This window comes from Enterococcus sp. AZ095a (assembly GCF_050546735.1).
GTDB classification, from domain to species: domain Bacteria; phylum Bacillota; class Bacilli; order Lactobacillales; family Enterococcaceae; genus Enterococcus_D; species Enterococcus_D entomosocium.
The window spans coordinates 1,650,001-1,672,295 of the sequence record NZ_CP172953.1 but is presented as its reverse complement, the minus strand read 5'-3'; the positions used below and the strand labels follow the sequence as shown (position 1 = coordinate 1,672,295).

The window sequence follows — 22,295 nt, the reverse complement described above, 5'->3', positions numbered from 1 at the left end:
ATTTTCTTATTCCTTATTCGCTTTTTGCTGAATAGATAAATGCGGCAATTTGCTGCTCTTCCACAGAGGAAAAGCCACACGCCTCATAAAAATGACGCGTTTTTTCTGTGTTGTCCGTAATCAAAACCTTTTGCCGTATTGATGGATGATTCGCCAGCATTTTTTTGAGTAATCGCTGACCAATTTTTTGACCTTGGAACTCGGATGCTACTAATAGATCTTGAATATAAAGAATGGTTTGTCCATCGGTTATGCAACGGATAAGCCCCACTAGCTGCTCTTCAACATAGGCCGTGATCACCTCTGAGTGGGCTAACGCTTTTAAAAGACGCTCGGGATCTTTAGTATAGGCGCTCCAGCCAACTCCCTCATACAAAGCGAGTACTTGATTTGAATCAGATGGTAATTGGTCTTTAAAGACGATCTTCATACTTTTCCTCCTTGTAATAACTTAGCGACAGGGTGGAACAATAGAAATAGAGTTGACAGCTCTTTTCCAAACAAACTCTTGTTATTAAGCCGTAATGCATTGCTTGACTAAAGAGTATCCTGAGGAAAAGCGGCTGTCAACTCTAATTACGAAATACTTGAAGAACAAAATTGAACTGGTTCTGTTTCTAAGCCAGGACGTTAATCAATCAACAACTCATTTTTTAAACGTTGGCTCGTCGTCTGTTGCTCTTCAGGCGTTACTTCTTGATAGGAAATTCCATATTCTCCTCTGAAGCCATCGCCGGTGAACCCACTGCCAGCCATTTGGTAAGACTCGACAGTCCCTAATGCTGATTGATATTGGATAAATAATTGACTCATTTGCGAAAAAGTTAGATCGGTTTCGCCATTTTCTCCAATGATCGTTAGCAGATCCTGAATCCGCATCACGCTGGAAAGTGAAACTAACTCTTTTGCCAGAATCTCAGTCACTTCTCTCTGACGGCGCTGACGGCCATAGTCACCTTCTGGATCATCCTTTCGCATACGAGTATACTGAAGCGCCTCCCAGCCATCTAAATCGAGGATCCCCTCTGGGTAATCGATTTTCTCAGCAGTAAAAGCAAATTCATTTTCAACCGTGATGCCACCAATTGCATCAACAAGATCTGCCATCCCATCCATGTTTAAGGAGAAATAATGATGGATCGGTATATCAAGATATTGTTCGACGGTTTCAATCATCATCTTTGCCCCACCAAAAGAATGGGCATGATTGATTTTATCATGGTACCCTTGTCCCACGATTTCCACATAAGCATCTCTAGGAATACTCGTGAGGGTGGTTTTTCTTGTGGCAGGGTTCAACGTTGCTACCATGATGGTGTTGGCGCGAAAATCGGTTTTGCGACGAGAGTCATTGGCGATCCCTAACAAAAGAAGGCTCAGAGGCTCGGCATTTTCGATGACTTCCGCCTCTTCTCGTCCTTCGATTGGACGATGGATCGAGTGGGCAACATCCTCTACTTGAAAATACACCCTAACCGCATAGACAGTTCCTGCTGAGATAATTCCGGTCAGCAATACCAGGAAAATGATTATTAGTTTTTTTGCTGTACTCAATTTATCTCCCCCTAAGTACATATTTTTTGATTGAAAAGACGAAAGCATAGGTGATATAACTGATCCCACTTGCCAATAAAATACTTGCTAGCAAGTCGCTGGGATAGTGAACCCCAAATAGCAACCGACTCATCATAATCAGCAACAAATAGATCAATCCTAGAAATAGGGCCATGTTTTGGATAAAGTGACGCTTGCCTCTTTTGGCAGGAACTGTTTGCCCCAAGAAAAAGAGGAGAGAAATAATCAACGTGGTCGCTAATAATGTATGTCCACTCGGAAAACTTGCTGATGCCCGTTCCATACTGTCAGCAAAATCCGGTCTCGGTCGATCAACTACTTTCTTGATCACTTGACCAACACCACTGATCACAATCATATTCCCCATCAACCAAAGACTTTCTAACCGCTGCTTGCGCATAAATAAAATACTTGCTAACAGGAAATGAACGACAGCTATGGGAATGATCGTAGCCGTACTGGCAAGTGGGAGAAAAAGCGATTCCACAGCAGGTGTCCGCCATTGAGGCAACTGGGAAAACAGGTTGTCGATGCTTTGGAACCAGCGCGGTTCTAATGCTACGAGGAAAAACAGCCATGCAAAACAGCTGCAGAGTATTCCGCCTATCACTCCTTTTTTTGCTGTTTTACTCATGTTAAGCCCCTACTTTCTTTTAATGGATACGACCTATTTTTGGCTTTTATCGGAAATTTGTCTAACCCAAAGATAATTCCCATAGCAATGCTGATCGCAATCAGAGAGGTTCCTCCTTGACTTAAGAATGGTAAGGGAATGCCGGTTAAAGGCAGCAAACCGATCGCCGCTCCGATGTTTTCAAAAATTTGAAAAACCAAACCAAACACATAGGTAATCGCAATATAGACCGATGCTTTGTTATTTGTTTTTAAAGCAGCAAAAATGATTTGATAGATCAGATAGAAATAAAGGAAGATGACTAAAGTACTTCCTAAAAAGCCATACGTTTCTCCAATGACTGTAAAGATCATATCTGACTCCCGAACCGGCACATACACCGTTGTATGGGTATCAGGTGCCCCCAATAAGCCGCCAGAACCAATCGCCCACATACTGCGGACTTGTTGGAAAGCGATGGAATCTTGGTACGCGAGTGGATCTGCCCAGGCTCTCACCCGATCCAATTGATATTGTGAAAAGTGAAGGCGAAACAACACACGATTGCCCCATTCCGTGAATACGAGTAGCAACAAAATAGCACCAAGAGCGGCAATCAAACCGATCACGACGGTCAGTATTTTCCAATGAACACCGGAAATGATGAATAAGGCACCTAACATCACGATAAACACCAAACTCGTTCCAAAGTCCCGCTGCATAAACATCAATAAAAATGTGGGTAAGCTGTATAGCAGGATCTTAGTAACATAGATCAAATCGGATTTGATTGTTCGTTCTGCTTTACGTTTCTCATAGACTAAAGTGAGATAGACCATAAAGAGCATAAAGGCCACTTTCATAAACTCAGAAGGCTGAATCGTAAACGCACCAAATCTGATCCACCGTTTGGTGTGCGTTTGTTCAAACATCGTTTGATCGTAAAACCAATGAAGAGAGGCCATCAAACCAAGTGATAGCAAGTACAAAAGACCAGAAAAGCGGAGGAGTAAATTCGTAGGAATCAAACTCGTTACAAAAAGAGCAATCGCCGAAAGGATACAAAAGAGGATCTGCCGAAAAACAATCCCTGAAGGATCATTGCCATCCATCACAGAAGCCTGATGTTGTACCCAGATACTTAACAAAAACAGCAGGAAAATCGGCAGCAATAAAGCATAGTTTGCTTCATGTCGTTTGAGGAACTTCATTAAGTATACCCTCCTCTCGTTCTAGTTTCAGGCATAAACTGAAGGCAAATGAAAGAATAAAGTAACTGGAGCCACCATAACTAATGAATGGCAAAGGTACCCCCGTCATCGGCATCAACCCTAAAATACTGGCAATATTGATACTTGTTTGTAATAACAGCAACGTGCTGGTTCCCAATAATATTAAGCCAATCTGAGGATTTGCGATTGCCGCTGATCGTATAAACAGACGTAAAATGATTACGAATAATAAAGCGATGACAAAAATGCCGAAAATCAACCCTAATTCCTCTACTAAAACGGAGAAAATAAAATCAGTCTCTGCTACTGGTAAAAAGCCTTTCTTGGTGATGCTATTTCCTAAACCAAGGCCCGTAAGACCACCATTGAACAAAGCATAGTAGGAATGGATCATTTGGAATCCTTGATTATATGGGTCGGAAAATGGATCTCCCACTAATCGAATTCGGTTATACACATGCATAAACATGTGGGGCAATAAATCATTGTTTCCTAAAAAGAGGATCAACATAGCAACCAAGAACAGACTGATTAATAACCCGCCAAACAAAAGAGCCGTGAGTTTAACGGGTACCTGAACCGTGGTAATCATGATAAAAGCCAAGAAAAGTAAAATCATCACGCCGGCTACTTTTGGTTGAATGAGGATCAACACACAGCACAAAAATAAAACGAAAAGCGGACGTTTCATTTCCTGCAAGGTAGTTTTTGCTGATTGAAAGTAATGAGCAAGGTATAAGATCATGCCCACATTCACGATCTCTGAGGGCTGAAATTGTATCCCTACAATCGAGACCCATCGTTGCGCTCCATTGACAGAAACACCGAAAAACGGCAAACGTGCCAATAGTAAAGTAAAGACGCCAAATGCCAACAGACCGATCGCTAAATATTTACTGAGCAGAATCTCACGCCGTGTTCGCTGAATAATGAAAAGGAGCACCCAGCTGAGTAACAGAAAGACAAGCTGACGCATAAATAAGCTTGCTGGCGGCTGATCTCTCGTTAATAAACGATAAGAACTTGCACTATAAATCATTAAAAGACCGATAAGGCTCAATAGCAAATAAGCTATGATCAGCAGCCAATCGATCTTCTTTTTTTCTATCATTGCTTCCACTCCTCTTGCCTTGGAGTAGGTGTTCAGACGGTACCAGTTATTATGCCCTTTGAGCTTAGTCATCCATCAAAGAGAAAAGCAAAAAAGTCTCACTTCTCTTAGGACGTCAGACTTTGCTAGCAATCTCATCGTCCGAGTTTTAGCACTATACAACGTAAAGAAAGTTGTTCCCTTTCTTAGCTATTTTATGAAAAGCCTTAATCCGACAATTCCTGTTTTACACATTGGCGTCTTTCGACGTTTCTGCGCAATAGCTTATGTTTGTATAGGAGCCTCACCTAACAAGGTTATATGTTATTTTCAATCCACTATGAATGGTACCCTTCCTCGTATAAAGATACAACCCATTCTTTGTTATTTTTATTTTTCTTTAACTTTTCTTAAAGAATTTAGATATTTCGAGTAATTTCCGACATTTAAAGAAAAATCAATGGAAATCATTCGACCATCACTGGATTCCCTTCGATCATACGCGTTATTAAAAAACGGTCATTTTCAAAAAAAGACAGCTCTTTTTCTAAAACTCGAAAAAGAGCTGCTTTCTTGATTTTATACTCCCGCTCTAAATATATCTGTGCCGATCAATCCAATGATCGTTTGGCCTGACGCTCTTGCGCTGCTTTTCGTAACTGCTTTTGCGCTTTTTTAGACCCACGTTCAATATCTCGGGTAAATTTACGTTGGGCAAAATCGGAAAATAATTGATCTAGATCATAGCCGGCTGGATAGAGTGCTTCTCGTTTGGTGAGCAGTTGCAATCGCCGAGCAGCAACAACGAAACATTGTTTCTCAATATAAATCTTCGCTTGTCCCTGTTCCAAGTATTCATAAAAGACTCCCCGTTTTTCATGCTCTGCTGAAAAGACCTGGTCTCCCTTTTGAAAAGTGTGCTCAGACTTTGTTTCCTGAGGATCGGTTCGTTTTCTGGACGTCTCAAAAGGCTGCTTCTCAAAAGAATAAGATTTATTCTTTAAATAGTCCTTTGCCGTTTGCACGACCTCAGCAGGAATCGCCATTTTTTCGGCGATCCAAAACGCATTACTTTCACCGACCGCATTGGTCAACAAGCGGTATTTCGGCGTCAGGGTCTTGGCATCAAAAGCCATCGCCGCTGTTTCAAAATCTTGGTGATCAAGAGCAAACTGCTTGATTTCACCATAATGAGTCGTGGCGATCATTAACGCCCCCGATCGATAGATCGATTCCATAATGGCGATCGCTAAAGCTGCTCCTTCATTTGGTTCAGTCCCGCTGCCAATTTCATCTAACAAAACGATACTGTTCCGGCTGGCATTCGTCATGATCTGTGCAATATTCGACATGTGTCCAGAAAAGGTACTTAAAGAATTTTCTAGACTTTGCTGATCCCCGATATCCATCCAAAGACTTTTTAAAAACGGCACGCTGCTGTTGCCATTATGCGCTGGAAACAAGCCGTAATGTGCCATCGCACAAACGAGTCCGACGGTTTTTAAGACAACCGTCTTACCACCAGCATTCGGACCTGTGATGACCATACATCGGTTCTCTTCTCCTAGTTTTAAAGATAGAGGAACAGCATCAGTGCCCAGTAAAGGATGCCGGACTTGATCAAGAAGCAAAACTTCTTCTTCAGTAATTGCTATCGGTTGACCATTGATTTCCCGACAATACTTTCCACGAGCAAAAATAATATCTAGTACCACTAAAATATCAAGACAGGCAAATACTGCATTCATTTGTTCGGCGATTGCCCCGGTCAATTCTGATAAAACTTGGTATTGGGCGGCCGTTTCTTCCGCCTGTGCCAAAATCAATCGATCATTCAGACGGGCAGCTGCCTCTGGTTCAATAAAAACAGTCGCGCGTTTATTAGAACGTTCGATGATCGTCCCTTTAATTTGCTGTTGAAATTCAGCACGTACCGGCAGCGTATAACGGTCGTTCTTTTTGATCACACGGTTTTCTTGCAGATAGCGACTTTCTTTAAAAAACTTTGCAAAAACTTTTTTTAAATCGGCCTCATATTTCTCAATTGTGCCACGAATTTTCCGTAATTCTCGGCTGGCGTTACTATCTACCTGACCATTGCGAATTTTTTGGAAAATCATTTCGGCGATTTCAGAAAAGTCGGCCAACCCCTGTGCATAGTGATGCAATCTTGGGGCAATTGATTGATTTTTCTCAAACAATTGACGGATGATTCGAAAAGACCGTAAAAAGTCTCCGTATTCAATCAATTCCTGCGGCTCCAATACAAAGCCTTTTTCAATCTTCTCCGTATGATGTAAGACATGCTGAAGCCCCATGAAAGGGACTTGACGTCCGGCGTCTAATAGCGCCATCGCTTCAGTTGTCTCAGACACTCGTTTTTGGGCGGAATGGATCGTAGCTGCTGGTTTTTCATTGGCAAAACGTGCTTTACCATAATCGCTGATTATTTTTTTACTTACTTGTTCTTTAATTTGTTCAAATTCAGTTGCTTGAGGTATCTTCATGAGTGATCCTTTCTTGTGCCTGAGGATCCCGGTAACATCCCCGTCCAAAAAAGTGTACAAAAAAAGCGATAGTCTCCCATCACCTGATTCATCAATAACGATTTTTATCGGTATCTACAGGCACAACAAATAAACAGTCTGTTTTTGCTTATTTGTTTTAATTAGCTGATTAGATACCTACGACACTCATTAATATACCTCTTTCTTTTTTGAACGAGTTTTTTTCATTGTAATATAGAAACTGTCCTTCTGTCAACTTCCTTCAAATCTCCTTCCCCTCAAAGAAAAAACGTCTCAGAAGCTGCTAGAAGCTCCTGAGACGTTTCTGATCTAGATCAAATAATAAGCTACTTACCTACTTACGAGCGAATCAGGTAATCAAACGCACCTAATGCAGCAGTGGCACCTGAACCCATTGAAGTGATGATCTGTTTGTATACACTATCGGTACAATCTCCCGCTGCAAAGACCCCTTCAATGTTGGTTGCGCCATGTTTGTCCACCACGATCTCATTGCGTTCATTTAAGACGACACGATCTTTTAACCATTCAGTATTCGGCATCAAGCCAATCAAAATGAAGACACCCTCCACAGCTAAAGTGAATTCACCATTCGTTTCACGATCAACGTAGGTCAATTGTTCGACATGATCGGATCCAACAATTTCCTTCGTTGCCGCATTCGTAATAACAGTCACATTATCTAACGTGTTCAAACGGTTTTGTAGCACAAGGTCCGCTTTTAGTTCTGGTAAAAATTCAAGAACATAGACATGTTTCGCCATGCCAGCTAAATCGATTGCTGCTTCGATCCCAGAGTTTCCGCCACCAATGACGGCAACTTCTTTCCCAGCAAATAACGGACCGTCACAATGCGGACAATAGGCAACACCTTTATTTTTGAATTCTTTTTCTCCCGGAACATTGATGTTGCGCCAGCGAGCGCCAGTTGCTAAAATGGCCGTTTTGGTTTTTAATACTGCACCATTTTCTAATTCAACTTCGATGACGTCATTGCGGCGAATATCTTTCGCACGCTGACCTTTCATCACGTCTACATTGTATTCGTTGATGTGCTCTTCTACCTGACGCATTAATTTTGGACCTTCGGTATAAGGGGTACCGATCATATTTTCGATCCCCAGGGTTTCCATTACTTGTCCACCCATTGTTTCGACAACCATCCCAGTATTGATGCCTTTACGCGCTGCATAAATCGCTGCGCTTCCGCCTGCAGGTCCGCCACCGACAACTAATACATCGAAAAGCTCTTTTTCAGCAAAGTCATCTTTACTCGTCGGACCAGCTGCTTTTTCCAACAACTGTTCGATCGTTTGTCGGCCGCTTGCAAATTCTTCCCCATCTAGAAAGACTGTTGGCACAGCCATAATTTTTTTCTTGTCAATTTCTTCTTTGAACATCCCACCTTCGATCATGGTGTGACTGATGGAAGGATTTAGCACTGCCATAATGTTTAACGTTTGAACAACATCAGGACAGTTATGGCAGGTCAAACTGACATAGGTTTCAAAATGTAATGGCTTATCGATCGCTTTGATGCGCTTTTGAAGTGCTTCATCAATTTTCGGCGGACGACCGCTTACTTGAAGCAACGCTAAAATAAATGAAGTGAACTCATGTCCTAACGGTAAACCAGCAAAAGCGATGCCGCTTTCTTCACCGGGACGATTGATCGAAAAGCTTGGTGTCCGTTCACTTGCTACAGCTTGAATCGTGATTTTTGACGACATTTCTGCGATTTCTTCTAAGAATTCACGTACTTTCGTTGAAGAATCATCCTCACCTAAAGTCGCCGCAAAAACAACCTCTGATTCTAGCATCGCTAGATATTGCGTCAGTTGGTCTTTGATTGCCTTATCTAATGCCATGAGAGCCTCCTAAATCTTGCCTACAAGGTCTAAGCTTGGCGTTAAAGTTTCTTCGCCTTCTTTCCATTTTGCAGGACATACTTCACCTGGATGGGTACGGACATATTGTGCGGCACGGATTTTATCGATCAAACCACTAGCATCACGACCGATACCATCCGCATTGATTTCAACCGTTTGTACCACACCATCCGGATCGATGATAAATGTACCACGTTGAGACAAACCTGATGCTTCGTCTAATACATCAAAGATTTCTGAGATCACATGAGAAGGATCAGCAATCATGATATATTCGATTTTATTGATAGCATCAGAGTGGTCATGCCACGCTTTATGTGTGTAGTGGGTGTCAGTTGATACAGAATAAACTTCTGCGCCTAATTCTTTTAATGATGCATATTGGTCTTGCAAATCCTCAAGTTCTGTCGGACAAACAAATGAGAAATCTGCAGGATAAAAACAAACAACGTTCCATTTTCCTTTAAAATCTTCTGATGAAACATCTATAAATTTTCCATTGTGGTAAGCTTTCGCTTCGAATGAACCAATCTCTTTTCCAATTAATGACATATCATTTCCTCCAATTAGAATAATTATTTGAGAATAATCTCTATTAATTATTAGTATATCTAACTACAAAATGCAATAGTTTATTCAGAAATAGTCAAAAAAAATGTTATCATCCTCAGAAATGAGCATATTTATTTTTTATCGAAAGCAAATGGAGTATAGTAATAAGTTTGGCTAATCATTTCTAAGCAAAGTTCCTACCTGTTAGATTCTCAATTACATCTCTTATTCTCAATTAAACAAAAAAAGATTGCCTCTTCCTATGATTCCTCACAATGGAAAGTGAGTCATAAAAAAAGACAATTTTTTTATTTAGTATTGAAATAGTTGAACAATCCACCGATCGTTCGCTCCTTCAATGTAATCCGCTTGCCGTCTAGAAAAACTTCTTCGACTGGGTAATGATCTTGAAAAGGTGGAACTTCCAAGTATTGACTTGCGAGAAAGCGCTCTGGGGATTCAATTGTTGTTATTTCTTTGCTACCATTTTTCAGATAATGAATTTCTAACATATCCATTGCCTCTTTTCTTGTATTCTGAACTTTTGAAAAAGCATTGAGAGGATCTTATTTCTCGCTGTTCTTTTTGCTTGGTTCAGTTACAAGCCGTATTATAGTCTTCCTTTTTTTAAAAGTAAAGAAACCACTCTCGGTTGAAACATCTCTTATTTTTTGGCTTTTGTCTGACCGATAAAGTAGTCCTCTAAGACACCACCAATCACAAAAATGACCCAAGAGTATGCCCAGGCATGAAACATGAAGGACCAAAGCATATAAACGACCAAAATCACTGGCCAGTAGACTGTTCGAAAAAAGGTAACTCTACCAGCGGATTCGCCATATTTATGACGTGTTGCTCGATCACCAAGATTCTCTTCGTCACGAATAAAATACGTCTCAGTTGCCAGCTTCGCAAAGCCTGTACGAATAATACTTACATAAATAATAAAGAACACACCCACTGCAACTGTCAAGAAAAACAAGGAAATACCAAACTCAACAGAATAATAAAACAATTCACTTAAAAGTACAGGCGCAATTGATAAAATACAGGCACCAATTCCTAAAACAAGACCAATACGAAAACTTTTTTCATAATTTGCTAGTTGCTGAGCGGCTTCTCGTTTGGCATCCCTTTTGATTGGTCGATCATCTAACTGCTTACGAGCACCGGAAAAGTGCAAACTGCTAGAGATGATAAAACCAACCCCGATGGCGATGAAAAGAAACATCACCATTATTCCAAAGGTCTCAGCATAAACACTAACAAAGAGCATTAGGGCTGCTAGGGAGGCGATACAAAAGCCGATTCCTATCGACAACGAAAAAGCAAAGTGCCGCACAGTTCCCCAATAATCAAACGCATCGTCTTCTGTGATGGCATCGGACCAATCATCAATCGGCTCTTCTTCTTTTGAAACATCTAACTCTTGCAGCAGTTCATCCACCGAACCAAACTCGCTGATCACCGCACCGATGGCTTCATGCTCACTTTTCCCTTGGTGAATCAGTTCCAAGTAATGGTCTTCCATAATCGCTAAAAGATCTTCTTTTGCCTTCTTCGTTTCCGGTGTGATGGGTACTGATAAAAATAAGCTGTCTAGATAGTCATGAATGGTTTTCATTTGTCTCCTCCTTGTAAGAACTGGTCAACGACGATCTTCGTCTGCTGCCACTCCAATAGTTTCTCCGAAAGGCTTGCTTTTCCGTCTGCAGTTATCTGGTAATAGGTCCGCTTTTTGCCATGTGTCACTTCTCCGGGATACGAACGGATCAATCCTTGTTTTTCTAACCGAGTAAAAGCGGAATACAACGTCGTTTCTTTGATCACATATAAAGCATCTGTTCCTTCACGAATACGCTTGGATATTTCATATCCATAAGAGTCTTCTTTCGAAAGAATGGATAAAATGATTGCGTCGTTATAGCCGCGAATTCCGTCACTCGAGATCACGCAATCGCCTCCTAAATTACTTCATCTGTCGTACTAATTATAAATCAATTACTACGACAGGTAAAGTAAAGCTGGATAACTTGTCAAAAATCAGTCGCAGGTCCTAGAAACAGTTCGAATAAAAAGACACGCTTTCTCAGTAAACTGATAAGCGTGTCCCTTATTACTTAATTTTTTTCACCTATTTATTCAACGGCTGGCTTGACATCATCCATCATCAATTGGATCGACTCCAATCCGGAACCAGCTAAATACCAAACCGCAGCATCCAATTCAATCACTTGATCGTTTTGCCCTGCATTTGTTTCTTGAACAATTTCATTTGCAACAAATTCACTTTCGCTTTCATTGCCACCGATCGCTTTTGTCCGATCGATCACGAAAATGACATCAGGATTTTTTTCAAGCAAGTACTCATAAGAAATACTTTGTCCATGTGTCGACGCCTCTAATTCCTCATCTACTGCTGGGAAACCAAACGTGTCATACAAGATACTGTAACGAGAACCTGGACCAAAAGCAGAAAGATTGCCTTCATTTACCATAACAACCAAGGCTTTCTCGTCAGCATTTTGCGCTTGCTCCTTCAAGGTATCAATCTGACCTTGTAACGATGCTAGTTGTTCTTGCGCTTCCTCTTCCTTACCAAAAATTTGACCAATGGTCGTAATGTTGGCTTCGATCGATGCCCAAGTATCACTATTGTCAACGCTTAAGAAAACGGTTGGCGCGATTGCAGACAATTCCTCTTGGAAATCACGTTGTCGACCAGAAATAATGATTAGGTCTGGCTGCAGTTGATTGATTTTTTCTAAATCAGGCTCTTTGATTCCCCCTGCTGATTCAACATCCGCATACGCTGATAAATAATCTGGCAAATTGCTGGTTGCGGCAGCAACGATTCGATCCCCAAGGCCAAGTGCATCCATCGTATCTAATGCACTGTTGTCAAAGACAACAACTTTTTCCGGCGCATAAGGAACAGTGACAGTCCCATTGCTGTCCGTAATCTCGACTTCTGTCGGCGTTTGTGTACTTTCTTCTACTTGGGTTTGAGCTGTACCCGTTGAATCTGTTGTCCCTGTATTATTCGAGCCGCAAGCGGTCAACCCCGCTAATACGAAAATACTCATAAAACTTACTGCTATTTTTTTCATTTTTTCCTCCTTTGAAACATATTTTTTATTGGAAGGTGTAGCAAAATTGCCGCCCATCCACTTGTACCAGTTTGATTGGAATCTCATACAATGATTCTAATAGTTGTTCTTGAATCACTGCCTCTGTGTCAGCCGCTTTAAAAATCTGACCATCTTTCATCGCGACGATGTGATCGGCATACCGTGCTGCAAAATTAATGTCGTGCAAAACGATCACAACAGTTTTCTGATAGTCTTCCACCAAGGTTGTCAATAGCTTCATCAGCTGGTTGGCGTGTTTTAAATCTAAATTGTTTAACGGTTCGTCCAAGAGTAGATAATCTGTATCTTGGGCTAAAATCATCGCCAAGTAAACTCGTTGTAACTGACCACCAGAAAGTTCATGAATCGATTGATCACTATATTCGGTTAGAGATAACTTAGACAAAGCGTCATCAATGATCCCATCATCTGCTGCCGATTGTCGCCCCCGGTTATACGGATAGCGACCAAATGCCACCAGTTCTCTTACAGTCAGATTGACGGCATAGCGATTGCTTTGCTGCAAAAAAGCCATTTTTTTTGCTAGCTCTTTGGACTTCCATTGACGAATCTCCGTTCCATCCAGATAAATATCACCGGTGCGTTGATCCAACATCCGACTGACTAAAGAAAGCAAGGTACTTTTTCCGGCACCATTGGGCCCGATGAAGGCAATCATTTTCTGTTCCGGCAACGCTATGGAACATTCCGTCAAAACTTGTGTTTTTGCATAATTCTTGGATACATTTTTGGTTTCGATCATGATTTTTTCCTTTCCAGCAGCAATTTGCTTATAAAGAAGATACCGCCTAATAATTGGATCACGGTGCCGATGGTCGTTTGCCATTGAAAGACCTGTTCCACTAGGAATTGACCTCCTACCAACAGGAGAAAACCAATCAAACTCCCACCGAAAAACAACCAGCCGTGACGATAAGTTGGGAAAAGCTGATAGGTGATCGTTGCCACCACAAAGCCTAGAAAAACTGCTGGACCAACTAAAGCAGTGGCGGTGCCTGTCAGTAAAGCAATCAAAAATAAAACACCTTTATGAAGCCATTGAACAGATACACCTAAACTTTTGGCTTGCCCACTTCCTAAATGGAGCAAATTCAATTCTGGAATCAGCAGAACCAGACAAAAACTCCCTAGCAAAATGATCGCGGCAGCAATCAATAGATGCTGGGTATTGATATTGCCAAAGCTGGCAAACAAACGACCTTGTAGTAAATCATATTCATTTGGATCCATCAACACTTGCAGAAAGGTGCTGAGACTACCGAACATCGTGCCACAGACCATCCCTGCCATCAATAACAAAAACAACCCAGCGACTGCTTTTTGATAGAAAAAGCCAATTAAGAAGCTACCTAGAACGGCAGTTAAGCCGACAGAAAACAAAAACATCGTTGCTGTTTCTTGGCTCAGCATCTGAATTCCTCCGATAAAAAAGAAACAAAGGGTTTGAACAAGAACATACAGTTGGTCCAAGCCTAAAATTCCAGGGGTCAGATAGCGATTGCTTGTCAGTGTCTGTAAGGTGATGGTACTAAAGGAGATGGCGATTGCAACTAAGGCAAAAGCCAAGATTCGGCGTCCCCTTAATGCAAAAGCAAATGACCAGTTTCCATAGGTGTTATAGGTCAGATAGGCACCACATGCACAAAGGATCAGAAACAACAAAAGAAAGAGTTTTTTCTTCATCGAAATTTCCTCCCCAGAAGCAAAATCAAGAAACAGCAGCCACCCAGTACGCCGGCAACAACACTGACCGGCATTTCATAAGGTGCGATGACGATTCTCGCCAATACATCACACAATAGCAAGAACGCGCTTCCGGCAAAGCTGATCAAAAGCAGATTGTTTTTCAAATGATCCCCAAAAACCATGCCGATCATATTTGGGATAACGATCCCTAAAAAAGGAATTTGCCCCACAGTCAATAAAACGATACTGCTAGCAAACGCCACCAGCGCAAATACAGCAAAACGCAAGAACAAGTAATTGATTCCCAGACTCTTAGCCGCACTTTCTCCTAAACCGGCGATCGTGATCTCATAAGCCAAGAAATACAATAGACCGAAAACGGGAATCGTCAAATACAAAAGTTCATACTGTCCAACCATAATGGTGGCAAAATTTCCTTGCAGCCAAGAAGAAACGTTTTGAACCAATTGGAAGCGATAGGCTAAGAAGCTACTGATAGCCCCGATGATATTACCGAACATCACCCCTGTTAAAGGCAGCATCATTGGATCTTTCTTTGGTAGAAATTGGCTTAAAAATAAAAAGAACAACACACCTGCGTAGGCAAACACAAATGCTGCTGTAGTGCGAATCAAATTTGAGGCATTTGGTAGAAAGAGCATAACGAGCAAAATTCCTAAACGGGCGCTATCCGTCAGTCCAATCGACTCCGAGGCCACAAATTTATTTTGCATCATGTGTTGCATAATTTTTCCACAGATACTAATGATCCCACCTGCAATGATCAAACTGATCGTCCGTGGAAGCCTAACTTTTACCAAAACAAGCCAATGATTCGGATCACCCTGCTGTAAACCTGATAAAGACAATTCATGGGTGCCTGCCAACAAGGAGCAACCCACTAGAAGAACAAAGATCAGCAGTAATCCGATTTTTTTAAACATGCCCCGCCCTCCTTATTGAGAATGATTCTCACTCTCTTTAATAGGGTAACGTATTTCACTTAAAATCACAAGAATTTTTTTAAAAAAATCCCTTTCCTATCGCAATTTCGAAAAAATGAGTGTGTAAAGAAAAGGATTATGTGATGTTTTTCTCTTATATCCTTGCGAGAAAACTTATTTTTACCTCAATATTGTCTATTTTATTGCTTTAATTATAAAATGCTCGCTCATACTATATTCATTTTATGAGGATCATTCAATAACAGATCACTTAGATTTGCAATTATTTTCATCTATTGAAACCCTTGTAAAGCCAGCACTTACTGATGCAATGGTGATGTAACTTTTCAGATAAAAGCAAATGACGCGCCGTCTCCTCCACCTAAACACCATTCGTCTATCGATAAGAATTTGTGAGTAAAAACAGTTTAGTCGTGGAACGAGTTTTATAGTTTTCGTTTTGAGTTTCTTCTTCCAAAAAATCATGATACCAGTTGAATTCAATCTCCGACAAAAGCCTACCTGTTTTCAATACGCGATACCAGTCACTGATTGTAATCGATAGTCTTTCCCGATTATCTGTAATTAAAAAAAATAAACCTACGATCACCGCAGGTTTATCAAGAGTTATTATTTTACTTTAACAAGCCATCAAGGGCTAATTGATTCAAAAAGTGCAAAGGGAAAGAAATGGTTGGATTGAAAAAGTAATCCATTGTCGCTAGTTGGTGCAAGGTCGTCTTGCTATTGATCAAGGTTGAGATCGTATTGATGATCTCCAAACTTCCACGATCACTCGTAATGATTTGTCCCCCCATAATCACTTTCGTTTGCTGATCAAAAATCAGTTTTAACGTTACTTCAAAATCCTCATCTGTCGCGAAAAATGTCCGAGAATGAAATGTCTGCGTCACTGAATCTACTTCAAAGCCGTAATACGGTGCCTCGGTCTCATTAATACCTGAACTGCTGACGAAATAGCCAAACAGTTTACTAACGACGGTCCGTTGCATTTTTGGAAAAGGAATTTTCGTCGTTCCCCGTTCATTTGCCAATAAATTGGTGGCAGCTACGATCCCCGTCCGATAAGCATTAGTCACTAAAGGGATATACAAAGAGCTATCCGAATGATTGAAAGGAATCGAAACCAGGTCACCAATTGCATAAATCGCTGGGTCAGACGTTTGTAAATATTCATTTGTAAATACCGTGCCATCGAGATTTAGTTTTAAAAAATCTTCAACCAATGCGACATTCGGTCGCGGATTTACGGCATAAACGACCACGTCAGCTCGAATCTTGGTTCCGTTTGAAAGCACGATTCCCTGATATTCACCCTTCTCGTCTTTGATCGTATGGGCGACATTGCTGTTAAGATAGATTTGTAAGTTCTCTGGAAAGCGCGCCATCAAAATTTCAGCAATTTCTTGATCAAAATAACGGAACAAAAGGGTATCCATTCGATCAATCAAATGAACCGCTTTTTGCTGGCCACTTAAAGATTCCGCCAATTCAAACCCAATCAGACCCGCGCCAACGATCGCCACGGTTTGCGCACTTTCGATTTTTTCTAACGCTTGCTTTGATTGACCAATGGTTTTGTAGGTCGTTATATGTGCTTCGACATCTGAGGCAAACTCCGAACGGAAAGTACTCGATCCCATCGCCAAAATCAAGCCATCATAACTCACTTCGTCTTCTTGCTGATAAGATTCCGTTGATGTGACAAAATGAACCGTTTGTTCTTGCGGAAAGATTTTTGTGACTTCACTGTTTAACATCACATTGATTCCTTCAGAAAGAAGCTCACTCGCAGTTGCCGTTCGGGAATCTTCCAATCGTTGAATGTAGCCTTCCAGCACTAAATTCAAACTGCTAGCAACATAACCCAGAACGCTTGATTTTTCAATAATTATCACATCGACTTTTGGGTCAACTTTTTTTAAATGACGGGCAGCAGCAATTCCTGCATGAGAGCCTCCAATAATCACTATTCTCATATCTTTTCCAACTCGCTTTCAAGGTTCTCATTGCGTATTTCATCCACGATTTGATGAAGCCGCTCTTCTTCAAATGGGGTTGCCCCACCTGTTAAAATCAATCGTTTTTTATAACGATAGCCTTCCGAGATCTCAGAATGATCAACGATCAATAAATCATAATCCTTCTCCTTCGTCCCCTCAAAATGAATATTCGGATAGCCAGCCAATTCTTTGATCAAAAAACGCCGCAAAAAGCCACTGCGTAATCGTGATTGAGTCAACAAAATGCCGACCGTAAATGCTTTTTCCTGTTTTACTTGAATCCATTGACGGATCAAAAGCAATTCATTGGTCAAATGCTGCTTTTTCTCAAGAGAAAAGGACTGGTTTACGTTTTTCTCCAACTGTTCAATTGCTTGCTGTGCCACTTCAATCAAGCTCTCATTCGCAACACTTTGCGGCTGAAATTCAGCAAAGGCAATAATGCCGCCATGAATATACAACGCTTGGATCGTCACACTCGTCAAGAAGACGCATAATTCCGTAGAAGTTTCTGTAGTCTTTCTCTCACTATCACCAATTGCCTGCAGCAGCTCCCCATTTAACGCATCGATCTCTTGGAAGAAAAGTGATTTTTGCAAGGAGTCATCCAGTGAAGGGCGAATCAAGCCTTCAGCTAATAAAAATAAATAGAAATAAACCGTTTCATAATCGCTCCAGGATACGGCAAAACGACTGAGATAGCGTCCTAATATATTCCGCAAAAGCTGGAACATCGCTTCATTTTCCAATGACTTCAACAATGGATACGATGCTTCATGCTGCTGCGAGCCACGATAATCAAAACGGGCTTCCATAATACCTAACCACAGCCCGACTTTCCAGCGTTCGGATTGACTAAACGTTGTCTGTAGCTGTTTTTCGATTACTCGAATCAAATTGTTGATGGCTGGTGCATTCAAGCGAGCGATCAATTCTTCATTGGGATAACTTTGTGAAAAAAACTGATAATAGAAAAAGCGAATCTGTTTTTCATCCCCAAGCAATTTTTTATTTTTTAATTGGATGTCGAATTCTTTCAATAACTGATTGATGGCTTTGAATCGACGAAACAATGAAGCTTCACTCAACATCAGTTCTAACATCATTTTCGTCGTTGACTCATCTCGATGAAAAAACAAATACGACAATATCTGAAAATCGATTGCTTCTGAAAGATACGCATAAAAGAATTTTTTTAGTGAGAAATCAAGCGGAAGTGTTAACTGTACTTGATCATTTTCTAAATAAGTCAATGCCGCATCCTCATGGAAAGCGACTAAATTTTGATGAAGATTTTGAAGTTCTTTTTGCAAAGTGGGTGCGGAAATGGATAATGTTTTTGCAAGTTTCTTGTAAGAGATTTCTGAGCCGTTCTGAAAAAAAACAGCTAAAATTTGAAAATGAACCTGCTGATTTTTTTCAAGCAGCTGCATAACATTCATTTTTGAACCTCCTTCACCTTTCACATACTAATTTCCCAATTAATGGGTCGTTTGTCAACTATAAAAATTGCCTGAATGCCTTTGAGTTATATAGAAAAAGCGTTATTTATTGTTCCTAAAGCGCGGGAATGGTAAAATTCTTGAGAAGAAAGGTGGTGAACTATGGGAAAACGAATGTTAGCATTTTTTCGAACGGATCGATTATTTTCGATTTCCCTGTTACTAGCACTCATTGCGTGTTTTTTTGGCACCTTCCGTTGGTCATTTATTGACTTTAAAGTGATTTTATCACTGTTTGGGTTGATGTTAGTAATCAATGGGTTAGAAGAAGCTGGTCTTTTACGAGCATTTGGACAAAAATTAGTGGAAAAAAGTCGCAATCTGCGTGACTTGATCCGTTCAATCGTCTTGCTAAGCTTCTTCAGTTCGATGTTTTTAACAAACGACGTGGCTATCTTAACATTATTGCCCATCTACTTACTCTTAGCGAGGAAAGAACAACAGCGCACCAGTGTCTTATTAGGCGCTGTCTATTTGATTGTGGCAGCCAATTTAGGAAGTAGCCTGTTTCCATTTGGAAATCCGCAAAATCTATTTTTATTTTCTTACTATCAGATTTCGCTGCCACAATTCATGTGGACTACCGGCACCTTTGTGGGACTTTCTTTGCTATTACTCCTTGTTTCGATCCAGCTCATCCCAAAGACTCCATTGGAAATCGCCCTGCAAGAAGAACCCTTTGAAAAAAAGCCAGCGCTGCTCAATACAGGATTATTTGTCCTTATGATTCTTGGTATTTTTAGTGTTCTCCCTATTTCAATCGCCGTGCTTGTCGTCGCAGCCGTGGTTTGGTTTAGCAACAAACGATTATTCGCAAAAGTTGATTATCGGTTACTACTTACCTTCCTCTGCTTCTTCTTGATCGTTGGGAATATTCAAGACCAATCTCTGGTCACCGATCTCATTCGACCGTATTTTCAAGAAACGCATCGCGCTTTTTTAGGTAGTATTTTACTCTCCCAAGGAATATCTAACGTTCCAGCAGCAATTTTGATTGCTCCTTTCACCGATTTAGAAAAAGCCGTTCTTTTGGGCGTCAATGTGGGTGGTTTGGGTACATTGATTGCTTCTTTGGCGAATTTGATTGGGTACAAATTATTGAAACAAGCCAGACCCAAAGAAGCGGGAACATTTCAAAAGCTGTTTTTTATCGTCAATGTCATTTTTTTACTGTTATTAGGCAGCATCGTCTACCTTTTATTGTAGCAAACTCTCTTTAAAACGAGATTCCAGCATAAGATGTTTCCAGTCAGCAGTCAACAGAAGTTTACCTGCTGTCCTGTTTCTTGATCTTATGTCAGAATCTCGTTTTTTGATGTCCATTGTGTTATTTCTCCTAGGCTAAGAGAAGCTCAAAGGTGATTTTCGTTTGGCTTTCGACAGTCAATGCCTCACCAAAGACATGTTGAACCATTTCTTGCCGCTGTTCCAATGAATACTCCTCCTCAAAATAAAGATGAAATAATTCTTGATCGATCTCTTCCTTCAAAATATACTCGAATTGCCGACTCTGCCAATCGATCGCTTCTTCTGTAAACCACTTCTTGTAACAAGTATTTAGGTTCAGATCGTTCTTCGCTGAATGATTTTTTTCATAAGGCTGAAACACGTTCTCTTCTTCTGCGATCATTCTTAGAATAATTAATTGATGGGCCTTTCTTTGAAACTGAAGCAAGGTTTCTTTGTCTCTGACTGCTGGATTCATTGCCATAAAAATACAGGGCCAGTGCTGGTCTGCAGATAAAAAGTCTTTTTGGCTCTGCTGAACCAGATGGAGCTTGCTCATCGGATCTTCCATCGTTTCTTCGATGATTTTTAACATTTCTTTTGAAAAATCAATTGCGTAATACTCATCTACAAAAGGATAAAAAGCTGAAATGTAGCGACCAGTGCCCGCAGCAAAGTCAACGAAGGTCGATATCGGAAACACTTTCTGCTCCACCAAAAAAGCTGCTGCCTCTTCGGCGATTTTCAATTGGGATTCTCTTTGAATTTGCGCATATTCTTGCGCGAATTCATCCCAAAACAGCATCGCTTCCTCTTCTTCCATTTAGCGGACGCCTCCAGTGATCACTGTCTTTCCTTTCGTTCCTTGCTCAACCGCTTTTGTAGCGTGCTTTAAGGTCTCGATGGTAATTCCTCCATCAAACGTTTGGACCGCAGTCGTATGGATCTTTTTGTCAGCGAGCAACGAGGCGATCCGTTGCAAAATGCCCCCTTGTGTTTCAATCATCAACTGAGCATCTGTTTTTGTGAACATATACTCCCAATAAAAATCGATGCCGAGGTTTTTAAATGGATTTAAATCTAGCGCTTCTTTCGTATTCACGATCATTCCGACTTTGCCAAATGGCAAGATTGCTTTTGTTAATTGTGGCAAATAGGCAGATGCGTCATAAAAAAGTGCAACGGCTGAAAAAGGTTCAGTGATTTGTTCAGCTAATGGCAAGCGGTGATTCAGTACCTGATCCACTTGATTGTCTTTAAGCCACTGATCGTTCTTAGGACTCGCAGTGCCATAGACTGTCAATCCTGCCCATTTTGCTAGTTGCGCCGCAATCGAGCCAACACCACCGCTGGCATTGACCAATAAAATTGATCCTTCATTCGCGTTCTCTTCAGGCACATACCCAAATTTTTCAAAAAGCAATTCCCATGCCGTAATACTCGTTAATGGCATAGCTGCAAGATCACCGTCAGAAAAGCCGGCTGGCGCCTTTGCTGCGATCCGAGAATCAACTGTTTGGAACCTTTGATTCGCACCAGGTCGTTGTGTGGTTCCAGCATAAAACACCCGATCACCAACGGCAAAGCCATTAACTGCTGAGCCGATTTCATGTACTATACCTACTGCATCATATCCCTGGATATGGAATTTCTCACTTAAAGTGGTTGTTTGGCGGCGTTTCGTGTCAATTGGATTCACAGAAACAGCTTGCACTTCCACCAATAGATCGTTTGCCTGACAAGTTGGCATTGGAAATTCCTTTTCAATAAATACTTCTGGATCATCTAAAGATCGTCCTTCATAAAAACCTAGTGCTTTATTTATCATCATACTGCTCCTTCCAAAAAAAGTGCTGAATAGTTATAAAAACCATTCTAGCACTTTTAACCAATTTAGAACATTTATTCTTCACCTTGAACGACAAGCGGAACCAAAAACGGATAACTTGTGAAGAAATCCAATAAAGATCGCTTCCATTGATCCGAGTCAATCGTGAGTAACGTTGATTCTGTGTACAAATGAATCGTCAAACGCTGATTTTTATCAAGCAGAACAAGGATCTCGCCTTTGTTTTCTGTGATAAAATCATACGACTGATTTTCCATCGTGATGATGAAAATTTGGTCAAGGACTTCCGCTGCAACAGGAAAATCTGTTTCCATATCGACAGCTAAGGTTTGGGTATTGTCGATCAAACTTGGCGAGACAGTAAAATCCAATTCTTTTAAATGAGCCAGTATCAAATTTACATCGTAATTAAACAGTGAAAGTTGATTGACT

General features: G+C 40.9%; 21 protein-coding genes and 1 riboswitch (1 of these 22 running past the window's edge). Of the genes, 1 reads left to right on the top strand and 20 read right to left on the bottom strand.

Annotated elements, in window-relative coordinates; translation table 11 throughout:
• Nucleotides 1–13 precede the first annotated feature (13 nt).
• From IGJ26_RS07710 to IGJ26_RS07630, 17 genes are all read right to left on the bottom strand, one after another.
• Nucleotides 14–430, bottom strand: coding sequence for a GNAT family N-acetyltransferase (locus IGJ26_RS07710; RefSeq protein ID WP_005236183.1), 417 nt, complete (start codon nt 428–430; stop codon nt 14–16).
• Nucleotides 431–630: 200 nt separating this feature from the next.
• Entirely contained in the window at nt 631–1,554 is a 924-nt protein-coding gene (locus IGJ26_RS07705) for an LCP family protein (protein WP_034878590.1), read from the bottom strand.
• Nucleotide 1,555: 1 nt separating this feature from the next.
• Entirely contained in the window at nt 1,556–2,209 is a 654-nt protein-coding gene (locus IGJ26_RS07700; protein WP_005236185.1) for a phosphatase PAP2 family protein, read from the bottom strand.
• Nucleotides 2,206–3,399, bottom strand: a complete 1,194-nt coding sequence (locus IGJ26_RS07695; RefSeq protein ID WP_005236186.1) for an FtsW/RodA/SpoVE family cell cycle protein — start codon at nt 3,397–3,399, stop codon at nt 2,206–2,208. Before IGJ26_RS07695 ends, IGJ26_RS07700 begins: the two co-directional genes overlap by 4 nt.
• Nucleotides 3,377–4,531 (bottom strand): FtsW/RodA/SpoVE family cell cycle protein, encoded by a 1,155-nt coding sequence (locus IGJ26_RS07690; RefSeq protein ID WP_194199932.1) that lies wholly within the window; start codon nt 4,529–4,531, stop codon nt 3,377–3,379. Before IGJ26_RS07690 ends, IGJ26_RS07695 begins: the two co-directional genes overlap by 23 nt.
• Before the next feature lie 126 nt (nt 4,532–4,657).
• Nucleotides 4,658–4,833: riboswitch (M-box (ykoK) riboswitch) on the bottom strand.
• 288 nt (nt 4,834–5,121) lie between these two features.
• A complete protein-coding gene (locus IGJ26_RS07685; RefSeq protein WP_429976614.1) occupies nt 5,122–7,017 on the bottom strand; it encodes an endonuclease MutS2 in 1,896 nt (631 codons plus the stop codon).
• Nucleotides 7,018–7,376: 359 nt separating this feature from the next.
• Nucleotides 7,377–8,906: an alkyl hydroperoxide reductase subunit F gene (gene ahpF / locus IGJ26_RS07680; RefSeq protein ID WP_430599983.1), complete on the bottom strand. Its 1,530-nt coding sequence runs from the start codon at nt 8,904–8,906 to the stop codon at nt 7,377–7,379.
• Between the two features lie 9 nt (nt 8,907–8,915).
• Nucleotides 8,916–9,479 carry an alkyl hydroperoxide reductase subunit C gene (ahpC, locus tag IGJ26_RS07675; protein WP_005226227.1) on the bottom strand — a complete coding sequence of 188 codons (564 nt, stop codon included), beginning with the start codon at nt 9,477–9,479 and terminating at the stop codon, nt 8,916–8,918.
• A 308-nt stretch (nt 9,480–9,787) separates the two neighbouring features.
• Nucleotides 9,788–9,991: a hypothetical protein gene (locus IGJ26_RS07670; RefSeq protein ID WP_008381972.1), complete on the bottom strand. Its 204-nt coding sequence runs from the start codon at nt 9,989–9,991 to the stop codon at nt 9,788–9,790.
• Nucleotides 9,992–10,143: 152 nt separating this feature from the next.
• Nucleotides 10,144–11,103, bottom strand: a complete 960-nt coding sequence (locus IGJ26_RS07665) for a permease prefix domain 1-containing protein (RefSeq protein WP_008381974.1) — start codon at nt 11,101–11,103, stop codon at nt 10,144–10,146.
• Nucleotides 11,100–11,432 carry a PadR family transcriptional regulator gene (locus IGJ26_RS07660; protein WP_016612097.1) on the bottom strand — a complete coding sequence of 111 codons (333 nt, stop codon included), beginning with the start codon at nt 11,430–11,432 and terminating at the stop codon, nt 11,100–11,102. Before IGJ26_RS07660 ends, IGJ26_RS07665 begins: the two co-directional genes overlap by 4 nt.
• Before the next feature lie 185 nt (nt 11,433–11,617).
• Nucleotides 11,618–12,589 (bottom strand): siderophore ABC transporter substrate-binding protein, encoded by a 972-nt coding sequence (locus IGJ26_RS07655; RefSeq protein WP_008381977.1) that lies wholly within the window; start codon nt 12,587–12,589, stop codon nt 11,618–11,620.
• 25 nt (nt 12,590–12,614) lie between these two features.
• A complete protein-coding gene (locus tag IGJ26_RS07650; protein WP_008381979.1) occupies nt 12,615–13,373 on the bottom strand; it encodes an ABC transporter ATP-binding protein in 759 nt (252 codons plus the stop codon).
• The gene (locus IGJ26_RS07645; protein WP_194188808.1) at nt 13,370–14,314 is read right to left on the bottom strand and encodes an iron chelate uptake ABC transporter family permease subunit; all 945 of its coding nucleotides are present in this window, start codon (nt 14,312–14,314) and stop codon (nt 13,370–13,372) included. The genes IGJ26_RS07650 and IGJ26_RS07645 overlap by 4 nt, the downstream gene beginning before the upstream one ends.
• On the bottom strand, nt 14,311–15,261 hold the full coding sequence (locus tag IGJ26_RS07640) for an ABC transporter permease (RefSeq protein ID WP_008381981.1): 951 nt from the start codon (nt 15,259–15,261) through the stop codon (nt 14,311–14,313). Before IGJ26_RS07640 ends, IGJ26_RS07645 begins: the two co-directional genes overlap by 4 nt.
• 635 nt (nt 15,262–15,896) lie before the next feature.
• Nucleotides 15,897–17,261 (bottom strand): FAD-dependent oxidoreductase, encoded by a 1,365-nt coding sequence (locus IGJ26_RS07635; protein WP_194199930.1) that lies wholly within the window; start codon nt 17,259–17,261, stop codon nt 15,897–15,899.
• On the bottom strand, nt 17,258–18,727 hold the full coding sequence (locus tag IGJ26_RS07630; protein WP_008381983.1) for a helix-turn-helix domain-containing protein: 1,470 nt from the start codon (nt 18,725–18,727) through the stop codon (nt 17,258–17,260). Before IGJ26_RS07630 ends, IGJ26_RS07635 begins: the two co-directional genes overlap by 4 nt.
• Before the next feature lie 162 nt (nt 18,728–18,889).
• Here IGJ26_RS07630 and IGJ26_RS07625 point away from each other — a divergent pair, with 162 nt between their 5' ends.
• The gene (locus tag IGJ26_RS07625; RefSeq protein WP_061054070.1) at nt 18,890–19,993 is read left to right on the top strand and encodes an SLC13 family permease; all 1,104 of its coding nucleotides are present in this window, start codon (nt 18,890–18,892) and stop codon (nt 19,991–19,993) included.
• 130 nt (nt 19,994–20,123) lie between these two features.
• Here IGJ26_RS07625 and IGJ26_RS07620 read toward each other — a convergent pair whose 3' ends face one another.
• The 3 genes from IGJ26_RS07620 to IGJ26_RS07610 all read right to left on the bottom strand — a co-directional run.
• Entirely contained in the window at nt 20,124–20,837 is a 714-nt protein-coding gene (locus IGJ26_RS07620) for a class I SAM-dependent methyltransferase (protein ID WP_086299484.1), read from the bottom strand.
• Nucleotides 20,838–21,845 carry a zinc-binding alcohol dehydrogenase family protein gene (locus IGJ26_RS07615; protein ID WP_194199929.1) on the bottom strand — a complete coding sequence of 336 codons (1,008 nt, stop codon included), beginning with the start codon at nt 21,843–21,845 and terminating at the stop codon, nt 20,838–20,840.
• 71 nt (nt 21,846–21,916) lie between these two features.
• Nucleotides 21,917–22,295, bottom strand: partial view of a hypothetical protein gene (locus tag IGJ26_RS07610; protein ID WP_194188812.1) — the 3' portion only. 677 nt of this gene lie beyond the right edge of the window; only the last 379 of its 1,056 coding nucleotides appear in the window; its start codon lies beyond the right edge, outside the window; it ends in the stop codon at nt 21,917–21,919.

Coding starts and splice junctions, on each gene's coding strand:
- IGJ26_RS07625 (WP_061054070.1), top strand. CDS start 18,890: ATGGGAAAACGAATGTTAGCATTTTTTCGAACGGATCGATTATTTTCG.
- IGJ26_RS07635 (WP_194199930.1), bottom strand. CDS start 17,261: ATGAGAATAGTGATTATTGGAGGCTCTCATGCAGGAATTGCTGCTGCC.
- IGJ26_RS07665 (WP_008381974.1), bottom strand. CDS start 11,103: ATGAAAACCATTCATGACTATCTAGACAGCTTATTTTTATCAGTACCC.
- IGJ26_RS07710 (WP_005236183.1), bottom strand. CDS start 430: ATGAAGATCGTCTTTAAAGACCAATTACCATCTGATTCAAATCAAGTA.
- IGJ26_RS07630 (WP_008381983.1), bottom strand. CDS start 18,727: ATGAATGTTATGCAGCTGCTTGAAAAAAATCAGCAGGTTCATTTTCAA.
- IGJ26_RS07700 (WP_005236185.1), bottom strand. CDS start 2,209: ATGAGTAAAACAGCAAAAAAAGGAGTGATAGGCGGAATACTCTGCAGC.
- ahpC (WP_005226227.1), bottom strand. CDS start 9,479: ATGTCATTAATTGGAAAAGAGATTGGTTCATTCGAAGCGAAAGCTTAC.
- IGJ26_RS07640 (WP_008381981.1), bottom strand. CDS start 15,261: ATGTTTAAAAAAATCGGATTACTGCTGATCTTTGTTCTTCTAGTGGGT.
- IGJ26_RS07695 (WP_005236186.1), bottom strand. CDS start 3,399: ATGAAGTTCCTCAAACGACATGAAGCAAACTATGCTTTATTGCTGCCG.
- IGJ26_RS07655 (WP_008381977.1), bottom strand. CDS start 12,589: ATGAAAAAAATAGCAGTAAGTTTTATGAGTATTTTCGTATTAGCGGGG.
- IGJ26_RS07670 (WP_008381972.1), bottom strand. CDS start 9,991: ATGTTAGAAATTCATTATCTGAAAAATGGTAGCAAAGAAATAACAACA.
- ahpF (WP_430599983.1), bottom strand. CDS start 8,906: ATGGCATTAGATAAGGCAATCAAAGACCAACTGACGCAATATCTAGCG.
- IGJ26_RS07645 (WP_194188808.1), bottom strand. CDS start 14,314: ATGAAGAAAAAACTCTTTCTTTTGTTGTTTCTGATCCTTTGTGCATGT.
- IGJ26_RS07620 (WP_086299484.1), bottom strand. CDS start 20,837: ATGGAAGAAGAGGAAGCGATGCTGTTTTGGGATGAATTCGCGCAAGAA.
- IGJ26_RS07685 (WP_429976614.1), bottom strand. CDS start 7,017: ATGAAGATACCTCAAGCAACTGAATTTGAACAAATTAAAGAACAAGTA.
- IGJ26_RS07615 (WP_194199929.1), bottom strand. CDS start 21,845: ATGATGATAAATAAAGCACTAGGTTTTTATGAAGGACGATCTTTAGAT.
- IGJ26_RS07650 (WP_008381979.1), bottom strand. CDS start 13,373: ATGATCGAAACCAAAAATGTATCCAAGAATTATGCAAAAACACAAGTT.
- IGJ26_RS07690 (WP_194199932.1), bottom strand. CDS start 4,531: ATGATAGAAAAAAAGAAGATCGATTGGCTGCTGATCATAGCTTATTTG.